Source organism: Marinibacterium sp. SX1, assembly GCF_050389775.1.
GTDB lineage: Bacteria > Pseudomonadota > Alphaproteobacteria > Rhodobacterales > Rhodobacteraceae > Marinibacterium.
The window spans coordinates 2,590,307-2,610,048 of the sequence record NZ_CP177144.1; the positions used below are offsets into that span (position 1 = coordinate 2,590,307).

Consider the following 19,742-nt stretch of genomic DNA (forward strand, 5'->3'; position numbering starts at 1 on the left):
TCACAGCTCGATCTGCACCGGGTGGTCGAATTCGGGATCGGTGCGCACCGAGCGCACGGCCTTGCGCAGGGCCTGCAGGTAGCGGTCGTGGTTCTTGCGGAACCGGTCGGCCACCCCGCCCAGGGCCAGCACGACGGGCTGGCCGCGCACCAGGACCGGCAGGATCATGGCAAAGGTCGCGCCGCCCTCGAAGGGCAGGTCCTCGACATAGCCATAGCCCAGCCGGCGGATCTCGGCGACCTGTTCGGCAATGTCGGCCAGCTTGACCCGGTCGGCGGCCCGGGGCGTGGCGATATTGGCCCGGCGCACGGTGTTCTCGATCTTGTCGGCGGGCAGGGTGGCCAGCAGGGTCAGCCCGGCGATCGACTGGGTGATCGGCCGGATGGTGCCTTCCTCGATGTGGAAGCGCAGGGCATGGATCGATTCCCGGGTCTGGATGTACTGCAGGTAGACGTCGTTCTTGGCCCCGATGAAGATGCCCTCGCCGGTGGCCGCATGCAGGTCGAGCATGGCGTCGATGACCTGGCCGTTGCCGAACAGGGCCTTGGGAATCCAATCGCCCAGCCCGGTGACCTTGGTGGTCGGGAAATAGACCCGTTCGCGCCGGTCGTAGTTGAGATAGCCCAGCTTGACGAGCGTCTTCAGCAGGACCGTCGTCGAGGACAGCGGATAGCCCAGGCCATTGGCCAGTTCGGACATCGACCGGGGCTGCCGGCTGACGCGGAAATACTCCAGGATCTCGAAGGCCCGGGCGGCCGATTTCACCTTGTCGTCGCTCATGAGGGCCTCCTCTCCCGCAATCACTTCACGCATGTGAATTACTGCTACACATATCGAAAAGAGTTTGTGCGCACAACGTGGCGTGACACAGTGTCGGACAAGGCGCACGGCAGGAGGCGGCACCGGGAGACAGCTCCCGGCACCGGCCCGCGCGTCGAGGAGGAACCGGGCCGTGGCCTGCCGGAGGCGGGCAGGGCCGGGCCTATCGTGACATGGCAGGAACATTCCCCGCCGGCCGGGTGGCGCAGGTGCGCCCGGCGGATGCCGGGTCGTGCCGGGTCGGCGCTGCGCGCGGCTGGGGCGGTGGGTGAGGCTGGGCCTTGGCCAGCGGGTCGGGGACGGGCCCTGGGCGAGTGTTGAACGGAGGTCGGACGTCAGGCGGCCGGCGGCCATGAGGCGAACCCGGGCCACGAGACAGCCGACCGCCATGAGACAGACGGCGGCCACGAGACAGACGCCGGCCATCGAACTGACGACGGCCAGCGAATTGACGACGAAGGAGGAGACCCGCAGATGAGCGGACGGTTGGACGGCAAGGTGGCCCTGGTCACCGGCGGCGGGCGCGGCATCGGCCGGGCGATCTGCGAGGCCTATGCCCGCGAAGGCGCGGCGATCGGGGTGCTGGACCTGCGCGAGGACGTGGCCGAACCGGCCGCCCGGGCGATCCGCGAGGCCGGGGGCCGTGCCATGGCCATCGCCGGCAACGTGGCCGACCGCGCGGCGGTCATGGCCGCCACCGACGAGCTGTGCCAGGCCTTCGGCCCGGTGACCCTGCTGGTCAACAACGCCATGTGGAACCGCTATGGCCCGCTCGAGGACCAGGACGAGGGTGCCATCGGCCGGATGATCGGCGTGGGTTTCAAGGGCGTGATCTGGGGCTACCAGGCCGTGTTGCCGCAGATGCGCGCGGCCGGCGGCGGGGCCATCGTCAACATCGCCTCGCCCTCGGCCGTGATCGCGATGAAACACGGCATCATGTACTCGGCCATCAAGGCCGCCGTGGCCGCGGCCACCCGGTCCGGCGCGGCCGAATTCGGCCCCGACAACATCCGCGTCAACGCCATCGCCCCGGGCCCGACCCAGACCGACGGGGCCATGCGCGTGGTCAGCGAGGACGGCTGGGAACGGCGCCGCGAACGGGTGCCGATCCGCCGCCTGGGCCAGCCATCGGACATGGCCAACGCGGCCGTGTTCCTGGCCTCGGAAGAGGCATCATTCGTGACCGGCGACATGCTCTTCGTCGACGGGGGCATCACCTACGCGTTCTCGTGACGCGCAGGCTCATCCGGCGCGGTGGAGGAGCCGCGCCCGCTTCAGGGAGGAAGCCATGAACCATCTCAAGTCCACGGGCCGACTGGCCGCCCTGCTGGCCGCGACCGCCCTGGTCGCGCCCCAGCTTCGGGCCGAGATTTCCGACGGGGTCATCCGCATCGGCGTGATGAACGACCAGTCCGGGCCCTATGCCGACAATTGCGGCGCCGGGTCGGTGACCTCGGTGAAGCTGGCCATCGAGGACCACGGCGGGGCGGTCAACGGCATGCCGGTCGAGGTCGTCATCGCCGATGACCAGAACAAGCCCGACATCGGCGTGGCCCAGGCCCTGAAATGGGTCGAGGCCGAGGGCGTCGATGCCATCGTCGGCTGTTCAGCCTCGTCCATCGCCCTGGCCGTGCAGGATGTCATGGCCAGCCATGAAAAGCCCTATCTCATCGCCGGAACGGCCACGTCCGAGACGACCAATTCCAAGTGCTCGCCCTATGGCACCAACTGGGCCTACGACACCTATACCCTGGCCAAGGGCTCGGTCCTGGCCCAGCTCGAACAGGGGCTGGACAGCTGGTACTTCATCACCGTCGACTACACGTTCGGCAAGCAATGGCAGGAAGATGCCACGCGTTTCATCGAAGAGAACGGCGGCACCGTCGTCGGATCGATCCTGCATCCGCTGGGCGCCAACGATTTCTCGTCGCAGCTGCTGCAGGCCCAGGCCAGCGGGGCCAAGGTCATCGGCATCGCCAATGCCGGGTCGGACCTGGCCAACGTGATCAAGCAGGCCCGCGAGTTCGGCATCGTGCAATCGGGCCAGAAGCTGGCGCCGCTGGGCATGCAGGTCAACAATGTCCACGGCATCGGGCTGGACGCCATGCAGGGGCTCTATGCCTCGGCCCCGGCCTATTGGGACGAGACCGACGAAACCCGGGCCTTTACCGAGCGGTACGGCGCCCAGATGAACGACCGCAAGCCCAACGAAAGCCAGACCGTGACCTATTCGGCGGTCAACCATTACCTCAAGGCCATCGAGGCCAGCGGCTCGGATGCCGGGCCCGATGTCATGGCCGCGATGCGCGAGATGCCGGTCAACGACCTGTTCACCCGCGATGCCCGGATCCGCGAGGATGGCGTGGTGCTGCGCGACATGCTGCAGGTCCAGGTCAAGGCCCCGGGCGACAGTGCCTACCCCTGGGATTACTACGCGGTTCTCGGCAGCCTCCCGGCCGAGGACATCTGGCGTCCGGCCTCGGAAAGCAGCTGCCCGCTGATCTCCGAGTGACGCCATGCCCCGTGGCCCGGCAGGCGCAAGCGCTGCCGTCCGGGCCACGGGCCTTTCACAAAGGTCCGTTTCCGCCATGACCATCACCGTCACCGCGACGCGCATCTCGCCGGCGCCCGACATGCTGGGCGAAAGCCCGATCTGGGACGACCGGCTGGGCCGGCTCTACTGGGTCGACGGCGTGTCGCGCCGCATCCGCTACCTCGATTACGCCAGCGACCGCGTGACCGAGATCGAACTGCCCTCGATGATCGGATCGATCGCGCTCTGCCGCGATCCCGGCCGGCTGATCGCCGGGCTGGCCGATGGCATCTACCTGGTCTCGCTGGCCGATGGCGGGCTTGAACCGGTCCATGTGCCCGATCCGGGCAACGACCGAGTGCGTTTCAACGATGGCAAGGTCGACCGCCAGGGCCGCTTTGTCTGTGGCACGATGGGTGTCTATGCCGAGCCCGAGGGCCGGCTGGTGCGGGTGTCGGCCGATGGGGGCACCGAATGCCTGGCCACGGGTATCCGCATTTCCAATGCCATCTGTTTCAGCCCCTCGGGCGACACGTTCTATTTCGCCGACAGTCTCGACCGGGCGATCCGGGCCTACCACTATGCCCCGGGCCCCGAGCCGCTGACCGAACCGCGCATCCATGTCGACACCCGGCCGTGGCATTCCGGCCCCGACGGGGCGACCGTCGATGCCGAGGGCTGCCTGTGGGTGGCCCTGGTCCAGGCCGGCAAGATCGGCCGGTTCACTCCCGACGGCACGCTCGACCGGCTGGTCGAGGCGCCGGTCGACATGCCCAGCTGCGTGACCTTCGGCGGGCCGGACCTCTCCGTTCTCTACATGACCTCGATCAAGGATTCCGGCTCGGGCCGGGCAATCTCGCGCCATCCCTACGGAGGGTATCTCTTCGGCCTCGAAGGGCTGGGCGTGACAGGACTACCGGAGCCCCTCTATGGCTGATCCCGCACCCCTTTCCACCGCGGCTCTTTCCGCCGGCACCGCCGCGCCGGGGGATGCCCTTTCCGCCTTGCTGGCGCCCCGGTCGGTGGCGCTGGTCGGGGCGTCCGACGACGTCACGCGCATCGGCGGCCGGCCCTTGCGCTACATGCGCGAGGCCGGTTTTGCCGGGCGCATCTACCCGGTCAATCCCCGGCGCGAGACCGTGCAGGGCCTGCCGGCCTTTGCCGGGCTGGGGGATCTGCCCGAGGTGCCCGACGTGGCCATCCTGGCGCTGCCCGCCGCGGCCACGCTGGGCGCGGTCGAGGATTGCGTCGCCCGGGGGCTGCGCGCGGCGGTGGTCTTTTCGGCCGGTTTCGCCGAGGCCGGACCCGACGGCGCGGCGCTGCAGGCCCGGATTGCCGAAACGGCCCGCAAGGGCGGGCTGAGGCTGCTCGGCCCCAATTGCCTGGGTGTCATGACCCCCGCGCTGGGCTGGTACGGCACCTTTTCGGTCGTGCTCGACGATGCGCCGATGCCCGCCGGCCCGGTGGCCATCGTCTCGCAAAGCGGGGCCTATGGCGCGCATCTTGCCCACCTGGCCCGGGCCAGGGGCATGGGCATCAGCCAATGGGTGACCACCGGCAACGAGATGGACATCTCGCTGGCCGAGGCGCTGGACCACGTGATCGCCCAGCCCGACACCCGGGTGGTCATAGCCTATGCCGAGGGCCTGGGCGATGGCGACCGGCTGCGCGCAGCGCTGGCCCGGGCGCGCGACCTGGGCAAGGCCGTGGTCTTCACCAAGACCGGGCGCACCGATGTCGGCGCCCGGGCCGCGGCGTCGCATACCGCCGCCCTGGCCGGATCGGACGCGGTCTTCGATGCCGTGCTGCGCCAGTACGGAGCTTACCGCGCGCTCAGCACGCCCGAACAGATCGACGTGGCCTATGCCGCCGCCCGGGGCCGGTATCCCGCCGGCGACAAGGTCGGCATCTTCACCATGTCCGGGGGCTTTGGCATCCAGCTGGCCGACGATTGCACCGCCGCCGGGCTCGACGTGGCGCCCATGCCGGCCGATGCCCAGGCCGAGCTCAAGGCGCTCCTGCCCTATGCCGCGCCCGCCAACCCGGTCGATGCCACGGCCCAGGCGGTCAGCGACATGTCGATCCTGACGGGCTTCGTGCGGGCCATGATCGACCGGGGCGGCTATGACATGTTCACCGCCATCCTGGGCACCGGCCCGGCCACGCGCAGCTTTGCCGCGCCCTTGCTGGCCGCCCTGACCGCCGGCCTGGGCGATGGTTCGGGCGATGGTTCGGGCGATGGCCGGGGTGATGGCCGGGGTGATGGCCCGGCCGCCCCGTCGTCCGACACCGGCATCGCTGCGGGCAGCGGACCCGGCCTCAGGGCCGCTCCGAGCCCGATCCGCGCGGTGACCATGTCGGCCCCGCGCGAGGTTGTCGCGGGCTACGAAGACCGCGGCTTCCTGGTCTACGAGGATGGCGCGGCACTGGCCAATGCCCTGGGCGCGTTGCGGGGCTTTGCCCGGGCCTTTGGCCAGGCCAGCGATGCGCCCGCGCCGATGCCACGGCGCGATCTGCCCGCCGGCCCGCTGAGCGAGGCTCGGGCCAAGCGCATCCTGTCGGAGGCCGGCATTCCCTTTGCCACCGAGACCCTGGCCCCTGATCCCGAGGCAGCGGCCCGGGCGGCCGACGCCATCGGCGGGCCGGTCGTGCTGAAGATCTGTTCACCCGACATTGCCCACAAGACCGAGGTCGGCGGCGTGGCGCTGAATCTGGCCGGTGCCGGGCCGGTGCGGGCCGAGGCCGCGGCGATGCTGGACCGCGTGGCCCGGGCCTGTCCCGGGGCCCGGATCGAAGGCGTCCTCGTGGCGCCGATGATCGGCGCGGGTGTCGAGACCATCATCGGTGTGCATGACGACCCGTCCTTTGGCCCGGTTGTCATGTTCGGCCTGGGCGGCATCCATGTCGAGGTTCTGCGCGACGTGACCTTCCGCGCCGCGCCCTTCGGCCCGGACGAGGCCCGCCGGATGATCCGCGAGATCCGTGGCCATGCGCTCCTGGACGGCGTGCGGGGCGCTCCGCCGGCCGATGTCGACGCGCTGGCCCGGCTGCTGTCCGACCTGTCGCGCTTTGCCGCCGCCCATGCCGGGCACATCGCCGGCATCGATCTCAACCCCGTGCGCGTGCTGCCCGCCGGCCAGGGGGCCGTGGCGCTGGATGCGCTGATGGTCCTGAAGGAGGATGATTGCTGATGGCCGACATGCCCCCCGATGACGGCGCCCGCCGCGATCCGCCCGACGCCGCCGCCCTGCAACGCCTGCTCGACCGCGAGGCCATCCGCGATTGCATCTACCGCTACTGCCGGGGCATCGACCGGGCCGACGAGGCCGCGCTGCGGTCGAGCTACTGGCCCGATGCCTGGGACAACCATGGTGCCTATGCCGGGTCGGTGGACGGGTTCGTGGCCATGGCCCGGCAGGTCTGGGCCAGCCAGGCGCGCAATGTCCACACGGTCGGCAACATCCTGATCACCTTCCGCTCCGACCGGCTGGCCGAGGTCGAAAGCTATTTCCTGGCCCTGCAGCGCGGGCCGGGGGCCGATGGCGTGATCCGCCAGGTGCTGCTGGCCGGGCGCTATTGCGACCTCTTCGAACGGCGCGGGGACCAGTGGCGCGTGGCCCGGCGCACGGTGGCCTATGACTGGGTCGACGACCAGGTCCCGCCCGACGGCACCGAGGCCGAGCGGTTCGGCCCGCGCCAGCCCATCGGCTGCTTTCATCCCGACGATCCGGTCTATGCGATCGGCGCCGGCCTTGGCGCGTGACGCGGAAAGGGGGCGGGCAATGAGCGACGGCAACCGCAACGCCACACCGGGGCCGGAGGACACGGCCCCGGTGACGGTCGAGGCCTATACCCTGGCCATGCGCCGGGTGGTGTCGCCGGTGGCCGTGATCACCGCCGCCGCCGGGACCGACCGCAACGGGATGACGGCCACGGCCATCTGTTCGGCTACCACCGATCCGCCGACGCTGCTGGCCTGCATCAACACCGAAGCCCGCGCCCTGCGCCTGATCGAGCAGACCGGCCGCTTTGCCGTGAGCTTCCTGAGCGAAGAGCAGTCCGACATCGCCCGGGCCTTTTCGACCCGCGGCCTGGCCGGCGAGACCCGGCTGAAGCTGGGCCGCTGGACCACGCTGGTCACCGGGGCGCCCGTGCTGGACGGGGCGGTGGGGGCTTTCGATTGCGAGGTGACCGCCACCTATCCCTGCGGCGCCCACCTGATCCTGCTGGGCCGGGTCGTGGGCGTGGCCGACAGCGAGGACAGCGCCTTGCTCTACCGCGACGGGTTCTTTCGCCGGGTGGCACCGGAATGACGGGCGCAGCGGGTTGGTGGGCGATGGCGCCACGATATCGGCCACGGGTTGGCGGGTGTTTGCCGGGCGACCGGGGCGACAAACCGGTGAGGCGCGGGCCGGCCGGCCGCTGGGCCATGGCGACGCCTTGTTGGGTGCGGATCGCCGGGTGCTCGCCCGGCAAACGGGGCGACCCGCTGGTGACGCGTGAACCGCCGGGCCAGCGGGTGACGGCGATACGGCCTTGGCCACGGGCCGGCGGTCGGCCGCCATTCGGCCGGGGCAAGGGGCCGGCAATGCGCGGGTCATCGGGAGACATGGATCGCCCCGGTGCATCGGGCGGACAGGGGCCGCGCGGGGCGGCACAAGGGCGGCTGGCCGGGGGCCGGGCCCAACGAAAGGAGGACACCCAATGACGGCAAGACGTATCACCCTGATCACCGGCGCGGCCGGGGGCATCGGCCGGGCGCTGGTGGCCGAATTCGCCGGGCGCGGCGACCGGGTACTGGCCGTGGACCTGCCGGGCACCGGGCTGGACGCGGTCGTTGCGGCCCATGGTGGCGATCACCTGGCCTTGCCCTGCGACCTGTCGGACCCGGCGGCGATTGCCGCGCTGTTCGACCGGATCGATGACCTGGGCCTCGGGCTGGACGTGCTGGTCAACAACGCGGCCATCGGCCCGACCATGCGGCCGACGATCGACACGCCCACGGCCGAGCTGCGCGCCGCCCTGGGCACCAACCTGGTCGCGCCCTTCCTGCTGGCCCGCGAGGCCGCCGCCCGCATGCCCCGGCCCGGCGCAGGCAATGGCCCGGGTGACCGTCCCGGCGGGGCCATTGTCAATACCGCCTCGCTGGGCGGGATGATCTCGAACCCTGCGCGCAATGCCTATGCGGCATCCAAGGCCGCGCTGATCTCGCTGACGAAATCGCTGGCCTGTGAATGGGCCGGGCAGGGCATCCGGGTCTGTGCCGTAGCCCCGGGCTATGTGCGCACGCCGATGGTCGCCGGGCTGGAAGAGGCGGGCAAGGCCGACCTGGCCGCCGTCCGCCGGCGCATTCCCATGGGTCGGCTGGCCCGGGCCGACGAGATCGCCTCGGCCATCGGTTTCCTGGCCTCGCCCGGGGCGCGTTATGTCACCGGGGCGGTGCTGGTCGTCGATGGCGGCTGGATGTCCTTCAACCAGCCGGGCGAGGCCCATCCGCCGGTATCCGGCGTCCCCCTGGCCGAGACCGCCCGGCCGGTGGCGCCCGCCGGAGGGCGCAACGTGCTGGTGACCGGGGCGGCCACGGGGATCGGCGCGGCCATCGCCCGGCGCTTTGCCCGGGCCGGCGACCGGGTCATCCTGACCGATCGCGATGCCGCCGGGCTGGCCACCGAGGTCCGCGCCCTGGAGGCCGAGACCGGGCAGGAGCCGCCCAGCTTTGTCCTCGATGTCACCGACGAGACCGCCGTGACGGCCATCTTTGCCCATGTGGCGCAGGAATTCGGCCCGCTGGATGTGCTGGTCAACAATGCCGCCATCGCCGATGGGTTCGCCCCGGCCACGGACCAGGGGCCCGATGTCCTGATGCGCGTGCTCGATGTCAACCTGGCCGGCGCCTTTGCCTGTGCCCGCGAGGCCCTGGCCGCCTTTGCGCCGGGGCGCGGGGTGATCCTCAACCTCGGGTCGATCAACACGTTCCTGCCCTTTGCCCCGCGCCATGCCTATGGCGCGTCGAAGGCCGCCATCGACATGCTGACCCGCTGCATGGCGGCCGAGCTCGGCCCCCGGGGCATCCGCACGGCCACCCTGGCGCCGGGTTATATCCGCACGCCGGGCGTGGCCGCGCTGGAAGCGGCCGGGCGCATCGATATCGACGGCATCCGCCGGCGCATCCCGCTGGGCGAGCTGGGCCGGCCCGAGGATATCGCCGAGGCTGCCGTTTTCCTGGCCTCGCCCGGGGCCAGCTATGTCAACGGCGCGATCCTCTATGTCGACGGGGGCTGGACCGCCTTCGGCAATGCCGGCGATGCCTCGGACCCGGCGGCCGCCGGGCCCGGCGGGGATGCTTCGCCCAAGTCTTCCCACATCACATCCCCCGTGACTTCTTCCACGACCACCGACGAGGTTCTGACATGAGCACCCCCCAAGCAACACGCCACGACGTCATCGTGATCGGCGCCGGTTTCGGCGGGATGTATGCCGTCCACAAGTTCCGCGAACTGGGCCATGACGTGGTCGGCATCGAAGCCGGCGGCGATGTCGGCGGGGTGTGGTACTGGAACCGTTATCCCGGCGCGCGCTGCGACCTGATGTCGGTCGATTATTCCTATGGTTTCTCGGACGAGATCCAGCAGGCCTGGACCTGGTCCGAACAATTCGCCGCCCAGCCCGAGATCCTGGCCTATGCCAATTTCGTGGCCGACCGGCTGGACCTGCGCCGCAGCTTCAGGTTCGACACCCGCGTGGCCAGCGCCATCTGGGACGATGACGCCCGTCTGTGGCGGGCCACGACCGAGGCGGGCGCGGTGCTGGAAGCGCCGTTCTGCATCATGTCGACCGGGCCGCTGTCGATCCCCAAGGACCCCGACATCCCCGGGCTGGACCGCTTTGCCGGCGAGCTCTACCGCGCCCAGAAATGGCCGCATCACCCTGTTGATTACGCCGGCAAGCGCGTGGGCATCATCGGCACCGGCTCGACGGGCATCCAGATCGTGCAGGAGGTCGGCCGGGTCGCGGGCGAGCTCTTTGTCTTCCAGCGCACGCCCAGCTGGACCCTGCCGATGCGCAACCACGACCTGGAGGCCGATTACATCGCCGAGATGAAGGCCCATTACCCGGCGATGCGCCGGTCGATGCGCATGAACCCGACCGGGGGCACCCGGCCGGTGACCACCCGGCCGTTCTTTTCGCTGCCACCGTCGCAGCGGCGCGACGTGATGGAACATGCCTGGGCCGATGGTGGCCATACCTTCCTGGCCTGTTTCTCGGACCTGCTGTCGAACCCCGAGGCCAATGACCAGGTGGCCGATTTCGTGCGCGACAAGATTGCCGCCGTGGTCGACGATCCGGCCACCGCCGAGGCGCTCAAGCCCCGGGGCTATCCGATCTTTGCCCGGCGGGTCTGCCTGGATACCGAGTATTACGAAACCTACAACCTGCCCGGCGTGCACCTGAAGGATTGCCTGGCCGATCCGATCGTCGAGATCACCGAAAAGGGCGTGCGCACCGAGGCCGGCGAGGTCGAGCTCGACATGCTGATCCTGGCCACGGGCTATGACGCGCTGACCGGTGCGCTGCTGGCCTTCGACGTGCGCGGGCGCGGCGGGCGCCGGTTGCGCGACAAGTGGCAGGGCGGGCCCAGTTCGTACCTGGGCATGATGGTCGAGGGCTTTCCCAACATGTTCGCGACCAGCGGGCCGAACGGGCCGGCGGCGCTGGCCAACCTGATCACCATTGCCGAGAACGATGTCGACTGGATCGCCGGGCTGATCGGCCACATGCAGGCCACCGGCCAGGCCACGGCCGAGGTCACCCCGGCAGCCGAAGAGCGCTGGATGGACGAGGTGCGCGCGCTGGCCGAGCATTCGCTGGTGCGCAAGGCCAAGACCTGGTGGGTCGGGTCCAACGTCAAGGGCAAACCCGAGGGGCTGACGATGTATGTCGGCGGGTTCCACAAGTACCGCGAGGCCTGCGAAGCCGCGGCCGGTGATGGCTATGCCGATCTTGTGTTCGAACCGGCGATGGAACACGCCTGACGGGCTACGGGCTACGGGCTACGGGCTACGGGCTACGGGCTGCGGGCTACGAGCCACGGGCTACGGGCTTCAGGCAACGTGTTGAGGGCTGCGGTCTGCGGCGAACGGCAACTGCGTGAACCGGTCGGGCAGCCTCCAACGGCAACGGCTTGGCTGGCAACGGATGTCGGCAACCGGAAACCCGCGATGGGCTATGGACCGCAGGTTGCGCGTGGTGGGCACCTGCTGCCCGGGAGGCTGGGACCGGGCAATCGCGTGGCGGGCGACAGGCGCGCGACACGCACCTGGTGGACCCTGGATGCCGGCCCTGTCGCATCGGGACCAACCGGCACCCTGGGCGGGGCAACTTGTTTCTTCGGTTATGGGCACCGGGCGCACCGGGGCGGGTGATGGGTGCTCCGCCGATGGTTGGCGCCGGCGGAACAGCTCAGCCCGGGACCAGCCGGCCCTCGGCGAGGTGCAGCGTGTCGGGCGCGATCGCGGCGCGGAAATCGGGGTTGTGGCTGACCAGCAGGATGGCCTGGGGCAGCGCGGCCAGGATCTCGCGCAGGCGGGCCTCGTTGGCCGTGTCCAGCGCGTTGGTCGGCTCGTCCAGCAACAGCACCTCGGGGTCCATCGCCAGAACCGTGGCCAGCGTGACCAGCCGCTTTTCCCCGCCCGACAGCTTGTGGGTGATGCGGTCGCGCAGGTGCATCAGGCCCAGATCGGCCAGGGTCCGGTCGACGATGGCCAGCGCCTCGTCGCGCGTGCGGCCCAGGTTGAGCGGCCCGAAGGCCACGTCTTCGGCCACCGTCGGGCAGAACAGCTGATCGTCGGGATCCTGGAACACCAGCCCGACCCGCCGGCGGACCTCGTGGAAATCGGCCTCGGCCCGCCGGTCGCGGCCCATCACTGTCACCCGGCCGGCATCGGGTTTCTGCAGGCCCAGGATGATGCGGAAGAGGGTCGACTTGCCCGCCCCGTTGGGCCCGTGCACCGACAGCCGCTGCCCGGCCTCCAGCCGCAGCGACGCGCCGTTGAGCACCGGCGCCTGGCCGGGATAGGCGAAATGCAGGTCGTCGAGCTCGATCAGCGCCATGTGACGCCCGAACCAACACCCGAACCGATACCCGCATCCAGCCCGACCAGCGCCAGCGCCGCCCCCGCGCAGAGCGCGGCAAAGACATGGTCGCGGCGCGACAGCGAGAAGTCCTGCAACAGCACGATGCGCCCGGCAAAGCCCCGGCATTTCATCGCGTCCAATATCCGTTCCGACCGTTCGATCGCGCGCACCAGCATCATGCCCACAAGGTAGCCGAAGCTGCGGTAGGTATGCCAGTTGGTTCCGGGCCGGAACCCGCGCACCTTCATCGCCGCGCGCAGGCGCAGGTATTCCTCGCGCAGGACCTCGATGTAGCGGATGGTGAACATCAGCAGGTGCACCAGCGTTTCGGGGCAGCGCAGCCGGTGCAGCGCATGGCCCAGCGTGACCGGTTCCATCGCGCCGACCAGCGACATCAGCGCCAGGATCACGGCATTGGCCGTCAGCCCGATCTCGACCGCGCGCAGCAGGCCCTGCCACGAGGCGGTCAGGCCGAACACCGTGAACATCGGCTCGCCCGGCACGGTGAAGGGCAGCAGCGCGAGCATGAACAGGATGAACCCGTCCATCATCGCCATGCGCCGAAGCGTGCGGCGCGGGGGCAGGTGCGACAGGCGCAGCAGCACCAGGGCCAGGCCAAGGGCGGCGGCCAGGGCGGGCAGGGTCGACAGGCCGACGGTCACGATGCCAAAGCCCAGGGCCGCGCAGATCCGCAGGCGCGGGTCGATCCGGTCGAGCGGGCCGCGGTCCGGCCCGGTGGTGCCCGCCCGCAGGGTGGTTTCGGGCCGGGTCAGCACATGGGCCATCTCAGCCCCCCAGCCGGCGCCGCGCGGCGACATAGAAGCCCAGGCCGAAGATGCCCAGGATATAGCCGATGCCGCCCAGGATGGATTGCAGGTCGTTGTGTTCGCGATAGGCCGCGATCTCGCGGCGCAGGGGGCGGATCTCGTCGCGCACGGCGGCGGCGATGGCCGCCCGGTCCGCATCGCTCAGCGTGACCACGGCGGGGGTGCCGGCCGGAGCGACGGGTGCGCCTGTGGCGGGGGTGTCGGCGGAGGCCGCCGGGGTCGATGCGGCAGCGGCCGGGGCCTTGCCCAGGATCGCCGCGACCTCGTCGGCGGGCATGGTCACGTCGGCCACGTGGCCCGCGCCCAGGTCGGCCCGAAAGGTATGGGCCACGGGCAGGGCCGGTTCGAACAGGAAGAACCCGTCGTCATCGGTGATCACCCGGCCCAGCTCGGCCCCGTCCGGCCCGGTCACCACGACCTCTTCGCCGGCGGCCATCACGCCGTTGGAGAAGCCGATCTCGCCTTCGATAGCCGTGCCCGAGGGAAAGACCGCGGCAATGACCTTGTGCGCCAGCGCCGGCAGCGGCACGGCACAGAGCGCCACGAGGGTCATGGGGATCAGCAGGCGGGGCAGGCGGGTCATCGGGCGGCGGCTCCGTTGAACGTGGTGAACAGCTCGGGCTTGACCTTGCGCGCCAGCAGCACGGCGCAGCCGGTCAGCAGGCCTTCGATGACCATGACGGGCAGGTGGGCCAAAAAGACCAGCCGGGCGGCGGGCAGGAATTCATCGCCCGACAGGGCCAGCGACAGGGCGACCATGGCCGTGGTGCCGGCAATGGCCAGCGCCCCGCCGATGCCGCCCCAGATCGCTCCGGACAGCGGGCTGCCCCGGGCGACCAGCCGGCCCAGCACCAGCCCGACCAGCACCGCGGGCAGGGCGATGTTGACGGTGTTGACGCCCAGCACGGTCAGCCCGCCAAAGCCGAAGAACACGGTCTGCAGCAACAGGCCGACAAAGAGGGCGGGAAAGGCCGCCCAGCCCAGCACCAGCCCGGCCAGGCCGTTGAGGATCAGGTGCACCGACGATGGCCCGATCGGCACGTGGATCAGCGAGGCCACGAAGAAACTGGCCGACAGCATGCCCGTGGCCGGGATGCGTTCGAGTGTCAGCGACCGCAGGCCCATGGCCACCCCGCCCACGGCGGCAATCGCGCCACCGATGACAACGGGGTTGGACAGGGCGCCATCGACGATGTGCATGGCCGGTTACTCCAGGTCCCAGGCGCGGATCCAGATCACCGCGTCCTGGCTCAGCTCCTTGCCGTCGTGCTCGGTCGCGGGGCCCGTGCCCAGGGCGGCAAAGCCCCAGTATCCGGCTTTCGGGATGCCGAAGGTGAAATAGCCGTTGGCATCCGACACCGCGACCACCGCGCCACCCGGCGGCGGGGCAACGACGGGCGCGGAGGCGGAGGCGCTCTCCATGTCGGGTTCGGCGGCCATGTATTCGATCTCGATCTCGGCGCCGGCGACCGGCGCGCCATCGGCCAGGACCCGGCCCGTGAAGGTCGACCCGGCCAGCACGTTGTAGGGCTTGTTCAGCGGCACGATCTCGGTCGGCAGGCCCACGGGCTCCATCCAGTCGGTCGGCAGCTCGTTGCGGTTGAGGAAGGCCTTGGTCAGCTGCTGGATATAGATATCCTCGGATTCCTCGTAATAGGGCACCGGCACCGTCACCAGGACGTAATCGCCCGAGCGTTTGACCGGCACCACGCCCCTGAAGGCCGCCCCGGTGTTCTCGCCGCCCGTGAAGTCGACCGGCTCCAGCGAGCCCTTGAGGTCGGTCTTTTCGCCGTTGTGGATCATGTAGAATTCTTCGGGCATCGCCAGGTCCATGACATGGCCGACGGTCATCGGATGCCAGAAGATCAGCTTGACCGGCACATCGCCGGGCCGGTCGATCATCGTGTCGGTCGTGTATTCCAGCAGGAAATGGGCCCGGGCGGCGCCGGGGGCCAGAAACGGCACCATCGCGGCCAGGGCAGAGGCGGCCACCGCGGTCAGCAGGGTCTGTCTCATGTGGTCTTCATCCTTGTCGACTTGCGCCACACCCGGCGCAATTGCTGTCAGGACGACAAGGGCGGCAGACCCGTTGAGCGGCGCGCAAGCCATGCGCCGCCACAGGCCAGACGCGCACCCCGGCGTCCGGTGGGAACGCCTTTTCCCAAAGGCGCTTGTCCGGCAGGTCTCCTGACTTGCGGGTCGTGGCGCCGGTCTGGCCTTCCCGGATTGCTCCAGTGGCATGTCAGCCGCGCTCGCCGCTTACAGTTGCGGGGGCAGTTGCAGACTTGGCGCGTCCGGGCAAAGGCCCCTGGCGCCGCACTGCATTCCCTCTTTCCTCCGGGCCCCCGAAAGGCCCCGGAACCGGTCGCCGTCACGCTTGGCAGGAAACCCGCGCAGCTGTCAATCGGCAAATCCGGCCGTGTGGCGCGGTCCGGCCCCTGTCCCGCGCCGCCCGGCCATGCCCTGCAAGCGCATTGGGCGATCCATCGAAATGCGGGGCATCTTCATGACTGAGGCTCATATTCTTCTTTCCCATTATGAATTTGCCCTCAGTTCCCCACGCGCGGTAAAGAGGGCGCGATCAAACTCGCGAGCCCCATCCATGCATGCCTTCACGCTTCCCGCCTCACCGGCTTTTGCCGATCTCACCCGCGCGGCCCAGGATCGCATCCTGATCCTCGACGGCGCCATGGGCACGCAGATCCAGACGCTGGGCCTGGGCGAAGACGATTTCCACGGCCATGGCAACAAGCCCTGTCCGCACCATTCCGACCATCCCCAGAAAGGCAACAACGACCTGCTGTCGCTGACCCAGCCCGAGGTGATCGAACAGATCCACTATGATTTCGTCATGGCCGGGGCGGACATCGTCGAAACCAACACCTTTTCCTCGACCACCATCGCCCAGGCCGATTACGGCATGGAAGACGCGGTGCATGACCTGAACGTCGCCGGCGCCCGCATCGCCCGCAAGGCGCTGGACCGGGCCACGGCCGAAGACGGCAAGCCCCGCTGGGTGGCCGGAGCCGTGGGGCCGACCAACCGGACGGCCTCGATCAGCCCCGACGTGAACGACCCGGGCTATCGCGCCGTGACCTTCGACGACCTGCGCCTGGCCTATGGCCAGCAGATCCGCGGGCTGATCGAAGGCGGGGCCGACCTGATCCTGATCGAAACGATCTTTGACACGCTCAACGCCAAGGCCGCCGTCTTTGCCTGTTTCGAGGCCTTTGCCGAACATGGCACGCGCCTGCCGGTGATGATTTCCGGCACGATCACCGATGCGTCGGGCCGCACGCTGTCGGGCCAGACGCCGACCGCCTTCTGGCACTCGGTGCGCCATGCCCGGCCGCTGACCGTCGGGTTGAACTGCGCGCTGGGCGCCTCGGCCATGCGCCCGCACCTGTCCGAACTCGCCGGGGTCGCCGACAGCCTGATCTGCGCCTATCCCAATGCCGGCCTGCCCAATGCCTTCGGCGCCTATGACGAAGGCCCCGAGGACACTGCCAAGCAGGTGGAAATCTTCGCCCGGGAAAAGCTGGTCAACGTGGTCGGCGGCTGCTGCGGCACCACGCCCGACCATATCCGCGCCATTGCCGAGGCCGTTGCCCCGCACGCCCCGCGCCAGATCAAACGGGAGACCCTCGCATGAGCGATCATCTGCTCCGCCTGTCCGGCCTGGAACCCTTTGTCCTGACCAGCGACATTCCCTTCGTCAACGTCGGCGAGCGCACGAACGTCACCGGATCCGCCAAGTTCCGCAAGCTGATCACCAACCGCGACTATGCCACCGCCCTGGACGTGGCCCGCGACCAGGTGGCCAACGGCGCCCAGATCATCGACATCAACATGGATGAGGGCCTGATCGATTCCAAACAGGCGATGATCGATTTCCTCAACCTCGTCGCCGCCGAGCCCGACATCGCCCGCGTGCCGATCATGATCGACAGTTCCAAGTGGGAGGTCATCGAGGCCGGGCTGCAATGCGTGCAGGGCAAGCCGGTGGTCAACTCGATCTCGCTGAAGGAAGGCGAAGAGGCGTTTCGCCATCACGCCGGCCTCTGCCTGGCCTATGGCGCGGCGGTTGTGGTCATGGCCTTCGACGAGGACGGCCAGGCCGACACCTTTGCCCGCAAGACGGAAATCTGTGCCCGGGCCTACAGGATCCTCACCGAAGAGGTGGGCTTTCCGCCCGAGGACATCATCTTTGACCCCAACATCTTTGCCGTGGCCACGGGGATCGAGGAACACGACAATTACGGCGTCGATTTCATCGAGGCCACCCGCTGGATCCGGGCGAACCTGCCGCATTGCCACATCTCGGGCGGGGTTTCGAACCTGTCGTTCTCGTTCCGGGGCAACGAACCGGTGCGCGAGGCGATGCACGCGGTGTTCCTGTATCACGCCATTTCGGCGGGCATGGACATGGGCATCGTCAACGCCGGGCAACTGGCCGTCTATGACCAGATCGATGCCGACCTGCGCGAGGCCTGCGAAGACGTCGTCCTGAACCGCCAGCCCAAGGCGGGCGGCACGGCCACCGAACGGCTGCTGGACATTGCCGAACGCTTCCGGGGCGAGGGCCGCAAGGAAAAGGTCCGCGACCTGGCCTGGCGCGACTGGCCGGTCGAAAAGCGGCTGGAGCATGCGCTGGTCAACGGCATCACCGAATTCGTCGAGGAAGACACCGAGGCCGCCCGCGTCGCCGCCGAAAAGCCGCTCGACGTGATCGAAGGCCCGCTGATGGCCGGCATGAACGTGGTCGGAGACCTCTTTGGCGCAGGCAAGATGTTCCTGCCCCAGGTGGTCAAGTCGGCCCGCGTGATGAAACAGGCCGTGGCCGTGCTGCTGCCCTACATGGAAGCCGAGAAGGAAGGCCAGCGCCAGTCCGCCGGCAAGGTCATCATGGCCACCGTGAAGGGCGACGTGCACGACATCGGCAAGAACATCGTCGGCGTCGTGCTGGCCTGCAACAATTACGAAATCGTCGACCTGGGCGTCATGGTGCCCCCGCAAAAGATCCTCGACGTGGCGCGGGCCGAAAATGCCGATGTCATCGGGCTCTCGGGTCTGATCACGCCCTCGCTCGACGAGATGGTTCATTTGGCCGACGAGATGGAAAAGGGCGGCTTTGACATCCCCCTGCTGATCGGCGGCGCGACCACGTCCAAGGTGCACACGGCCGTCAAGATCGCGCCGCAATATGCGCGCGGCCAGGCGATCTATGTCACCGATGCCAGCCGGGCGGTGGGGGTCGTGTCCTCGCTGCTCAGCCCGACGCAGAAGCCCGCCTATATCGAAGGCATCCGCGCCGAGTACAACGAGGTGGCCGAACGCCACGAACGCGCCGAGGCCGCCAAGACCCGCCTGCCGCTGGCCGAGGCCCGGGCCAATGCCATGCAGATCGACTGGTCGGACTATTCCGTGCCCGCGCCGGGCTTTACCGGGGCGCAGGTCATCGAGGGCTGGGACCTGGCCGAGATCGCCAGCTATATCGACTGGACCCCGTTCTTCCAGACCTGGGAGTTGAAAGGCGTCTATCCCAAAATCCTCGACCACCCCGAACAGGGCGAGGCCGCCCGGTCGCTCTTTGCCGATGCCCAGGCCATGCTGCAAAGGATCATCGGCGAGAAATGGTTCGGCCCGCGGGCCGTGCTGGGCTTTTGGCCGGCCAATGCGGTGGGTGACGACATCCGCCTTTATACCGGCGAGGACCGGACCGAAACGCTGGCCATGCTGCACACGCTGCGCCAGCAGACCCGCAAGCGCAACGGCCGGCCGAACCTGGCTCTGGCCGATTTCGTGGCGCCCGAAGGCACCGTCGCCGATTATGTCGGTGGCTTTGTCGTCACCGCCGGGCCCGAGGAAATCGCCATTGCCGAACGGTTCGAGGCCGAGGCCGACGATTATTCGTCGATCCTGGTCAAGGCGCTGGCCGACCGTTTTGCCGAGGCTATGGCCGAGATGCTGCATGAACGGGTGCGGCGCAGCCATTGGGGCTATGCCGGCGACGAGGTCTTCTCGCCGCAGGAGCTGATCGGTGAGCCCTATCGCGGCATCCGTCCGGCGCCGGGCTATCCGGCCCAGCCCGACCACACCGAGAAGGACACGCTGTTCCGCCTGCTTGATGCCACGGCCCATACCGGGGTCGAGCTGACCGACAGCATGGCCATGTGGCCCGGCTCGTCGGTTTCGGGGCTCTATATCGGCCATCCCGACAGCTATTATTTCGGCGTGGCCAAGATCGAGCGCGACCAGGTGGCCGATTATGCCGCGCGCAAGGGCATGTCGCTGGCCGAGGCCGAGCGCTGGCTGGCGCCGATCCTCAATTATCGCCCCGGCGGCGCGGCCTCTATCGCGGCGGAATAGGGCAGGGACCCTGTTGGCGAGAACGCATGCACCGTCCGGCATTGCCGGGCGGTGTTTTC

At 69.2% G+C, this 19,742-nt stretch carries 16 protein-coding genes and 1 riboswitch; of the genes, 10 read left to right on the plus strand and 6 right to left on the minus strand.

All coding sequences use genetic code 11. The features are described from left to right. Complete coding sequence (locus ACK3BB_RS11610) at nt 1-780, minus strand: IclR family transcriptional regulator (protein ID WP_428924801.1); 780 nt, start codon at nt 778-780, stop codon at nt 1-3. 513 nt (nt 781-1,293) lie between these two features. Here ACK3BB_RS11610 and ACK3BB_RS11615 point away from each other — a divergent pair. The 8 genes from ACK3BB_RS11615 (at nt 1,294) to ACK3BB_RS11650 (ending at nt 11,385) form a co-directional block, all read left to right on the plus strand. Continuing rightward, on the plus strand, nt 1,294-2,052 hold the full coding sequence (locus ACK3BB_RS11615; protein WP_428924802.1) for an SDR family NAD(P)-dependent oxidoreductase: 759 nt from the start codon (nt 1,294-1,296) through the stop codon (nt 2,050-2,052). A 55-nt stretch (nt 2,053-2,107) separates the two neighbouring features. Then, nucleotides 2,108-3,331 (plus strand): ABC transporter substrate-binding protein, encoded by a 1,224-nt coding sequence (locus ACK3BB_RS11620; RefSeq protein ID WP_428924803.1) that lies wholly within the window; start codon nt 2,108-2,110, stop codon nt 3,329-3,331. A 76-nt stretch (nt 3,332-3,407) separates the two neighbouring features. Then, nucleotides 3,408-4,289 (plus strand): SMP-30/gluconolactonase/LRE family protein, encoded by an 882-nt coding sequence (locus tag ACK3BB_RS11625; RefSeq protein WP_428924804.1) that lies wholly within the window; start codon nt 3,408-3,410, stop codon nt 4,287-4,289. After that, nucleotides 4,282-6,543, plus strand: a complete 2,262-nt coding sequence (locus ACK3BB_RS11630; protein ID WP_428924805.1) for an acetate--CoA ligase family protein — start codon at nt 4,282-4,284, stop codon at nt 6,541-6,543. The genes ACK3BB_RS11625 and ACK3BB_RS11630 overlap by 8 nt, the downstream gene beginning before the upstream one ends. Further along, entirely contained in the window at nt 6,543-7,115 is a 573-nt protein-coding gene (locus tag ACK3BB_RS11635; protein ID WP_428924806.1) for a nuclear transport factor 2 family protein, read from the plus strand. Before ACK3BB_RS11630 ends, ACK3BB_RS11635 begins: the two co-directional genes overlap by 1 nt. A gap of 19 nt (nt 7,116-7,134) precedes the next feature. After that, nucleotides 7,135-7,665, plus strand: coding sequence for a flavin reductase family protein (locus tag ACK3BB_RS11640; protein ID WP_428924807.1), 531 nt, complete (start codon nt 7,135-7,137; stop codon nt 7,663-7,665). 391 nt (nt 7,666-8,056) lie between these two features. Further along, nucleotides 8,057-9,766, plus strand: coding sequence for an SDR family oxidoreductase (locus ACK3BB_RS11645; RefSeq protein WP_428924808.1), 1,710 nt, complete (start codon nt 8,057-8,059; stop codon nt 9,764-9,766). Further along, nucleotides 9,763-11,385: a flavin-containing monooxygenase gene (locus ACK3BB_RS11650; protein ID WP_428924809.1), complete on the plus strand. Its 1,623-nt coding sequence runs from the start codon at nt 9,763-9,765 to the stop codon at nt 11,383-11,385. The genes ACK3BB_RS11645 and ACK3BB_RS11650 overlap by 4 nt, the downstream gene beginning before the upstream one ends. Nucleotides 11,386-11,812: 427 nt before the next feature. Here the strand turns inward: ACK3BB_RS11650 and ACK3BB_RS11655 are convergent, their stop codons facing one another. Genes ACK3BB_RS11655 through ACK3BB_RS11675 form a run of 5 tightly spaced genes read right to left on the minus strand, consistent with a single transcriptional unit; the run spans nt 11,813 to nt 15,330 of the window. Then, nucleotides 11,813-12,463, minus strand: coding sequence for an energy-coupling factor ABC transporter ATP-binding protein (locus ACK3BB_RS11655; RefSeq protein ID WP_428924810.1), 651 nt, complete (start codon nt 12,461-12,463; stop codon nt 11,813-11,815). Next, nucleotides 12,454-13,272 (minus strand): cobalt ECF transporter T component CbiQ, encoded by an 819-nt coding sequence (gene cbiQ, locus ACK3BB_RS11660; protein WP_428924811.1) that lies wholly within the window; start codon nt 13,270-13,272, stop codon nt 12,454-12,456. The genes ACK3BB_RS11655 and cbiQ overlap by 10 nt, the downstream gene beginning before the upstream one ends. 1 nt (nt 13,273) lies before the next feature. Next, the gene (locus ACK3BB_RS11665) at nt 13,274-13,897 is read right to left on the minus strand and encodes a cobalt ABC transporter permease (RefSeq protein WP_428924812.1); all 624 of its coding nucleotides are present in this window, start codon (nt 13,895-13,897) and stop codon (nt 13,274-13,276) included. Further along, nucleotides 13,894-14,514 (minus strand): cobalt transporter CbiM, encoded by a 621-nt coding sequence (gene cbiM, locus ACK3BB_RS11670; protein WP_428924813.1) that lies wholly within the window; start codon nt 14,512-14,514, stop codon nt 13,894-13,896. The genes ACK3BB_RS11665 and cbiM overlap by 4 nt, the downstream gene beginning before the upstream one ends. A gap of 6 nt (nt 14,515-14,520) precedes the next feature. Then, nucleotides 14,521-15,330 carry a DUF4198 domain-containing protein gene (locus ACK3BB_RS11675; RefSeq protein WP_428924814.1) on the minus strand — a complete coding sequence of 270 codons (810 nt, stop codon included), beginning with the start codon at nt 15,328-15,330 and terminating at the stop codon, nt 14,521-14,523. Between the two features lie 144 nt (nt 15,331-15,474). Then, nucleotides 15,475-15,695: riboswitch (cobalamin riboswitch) on the minus strand. Between the two features lie 221 nt (nt 15,696-15,916). Here ACK3BB_RS11675 and ACK3BB_RS11680 point away from each other — a divergent pair. Next, a complete protein-coding gene (locus ACK3BB_RS11680) occupies nt 15,917-16,966 on the plus strand; it encodes a homocysteine S-methyltransferase family protein (RefSeq protein ID WP_428924815.1) in 1,050 nt (349 codons plus the stop codon). After that, entirely contained in the window at nt 16,963-19,683 is a 2,721-nt protein-coding gene (metH, locus tag ACK3BB_RS11685) for a methionine synthase (protein WP_428924816.1), read from the plus strand. The genes ACK3BB_RS11680 and metH overlap by 4 nt, the downstream gene beginning before the upstream one ends. The last annotated feature ends 59 nt before the right edge of the window (nt 19,684-19,742 follow it).

Bases quoted from the DNA above. Each gene is read 5' to 3' on its own strand.
- cbiM (WP_428924813.1), bottom strand. From the start codon at position 14,514: ATGCACATCGTCGATGGCGCCCTGTCCAACCCCGTTGTCATCGGTGGC.
- ACK3BB_RS11680 (WP_428924815.1), top strand. From the start codon at position 15,917: ATGCATGCCTTCACGCTTCCCGCCTCACCGGCTTTTGCCGATCTCACC.
- ACK3BB_RS11615 (WP_428924802.1), top strand. From the start codon at position 1,294: ATGAGCGGACGGTTGGACGGCAAGGTGGCCCTGGTCACCGGCGGCGGG.
- ACK3BB_RS11640 (WP_428924807.1), top strand. From the start codon at position 7,135: ATGAGCGACGGCAACCGCAACGCCACACCGGGGCCGGAGGACACGGCC.
- cbiQ (WP_428924811.1), bottom strand. From the start codon at position 13,272: ATGGCCCATGTGCTGACCCGGCCCGAAACCACCCTGCGGGCGGGCACC.
- ACK3BB_RS11620 (WP_428924803.1), top strand. From the start codon at position 2,108: ATGAACCATCTCAAGTCCACGGGCCGACTGGCCGCCCTGCTGGCCGCG.
- metH (WP_428924816.1), top strand. From the start codon at position 16,963: ATGAGCGATCATCTGCTCCGCCTGTCCGGCCTGGAACCCTTTGTCCTG.
- ACK3BB_RS11655 (WP_428924810.1), bottom strand. From the start codon at position 12,463: ATGGCGCTGATCGAGCTCGACGACCTGCATTTCGCCTATCCCGGCCAG.
- ACK3BB_RS11675 (WP_428924814.1), bottom strand. From the start codon at position 15,330: ATGAGACAGACCCTGCTGACCGCGGTGGCCGCCTCTGCCCTGGCCGCG.
- ACK3BB_RS11610 (WP_428924801.1), bottom strand. From the start codon at position 780: ATGAGCGACGACAAGGTGAAATCGGCCGCCCGGGCCTTCGAGATCCTG.
- ACK3BB_RS11625 (WP_428924804.1), top strand. From the start codon at position 3,408: ATGACCATCACCGTCACCGCGACGCGCATCTCGCCGGCGCCCGACATG.
- ACK3BB_RS11665 (WP_428924812.1), bottom strand. From the start codon at position 13,897: ATGACCCGCCTGCCCCGCCTGCTGATCCCCATGACCCTCGTGGCGCTC.
- ACK3BB_RS11650 (WP_428924809.1), top strand. From the start codon at position 9,763: ATGAGCACCCCCCAAGCAACACGCCACGACGTCATCGTGATCGGCGCC.
- ACK3BB_RS11635 (WP_428924806.1), top strand. From the start codon at position 6,543: ATGGCCGACATGCCCCCCGATGACGGCGCCCGCCGCGATCCGCCCGAC.
- ACK3BB_RS11645 (WP_428924808.1), top strand. From the start codon at position 8,057: ATGACGGCAAGACGTATCACCCTGATCACCGGCGCGGCCGGGGGCATC.
- ACK3BB_RS11630 (WP_428924805.1), top strand. From the start codon at position 4,282: ATGGCTGATCCCGCACCCCTTTCCACCGCGGCTCTTTCCGCCGGCACC.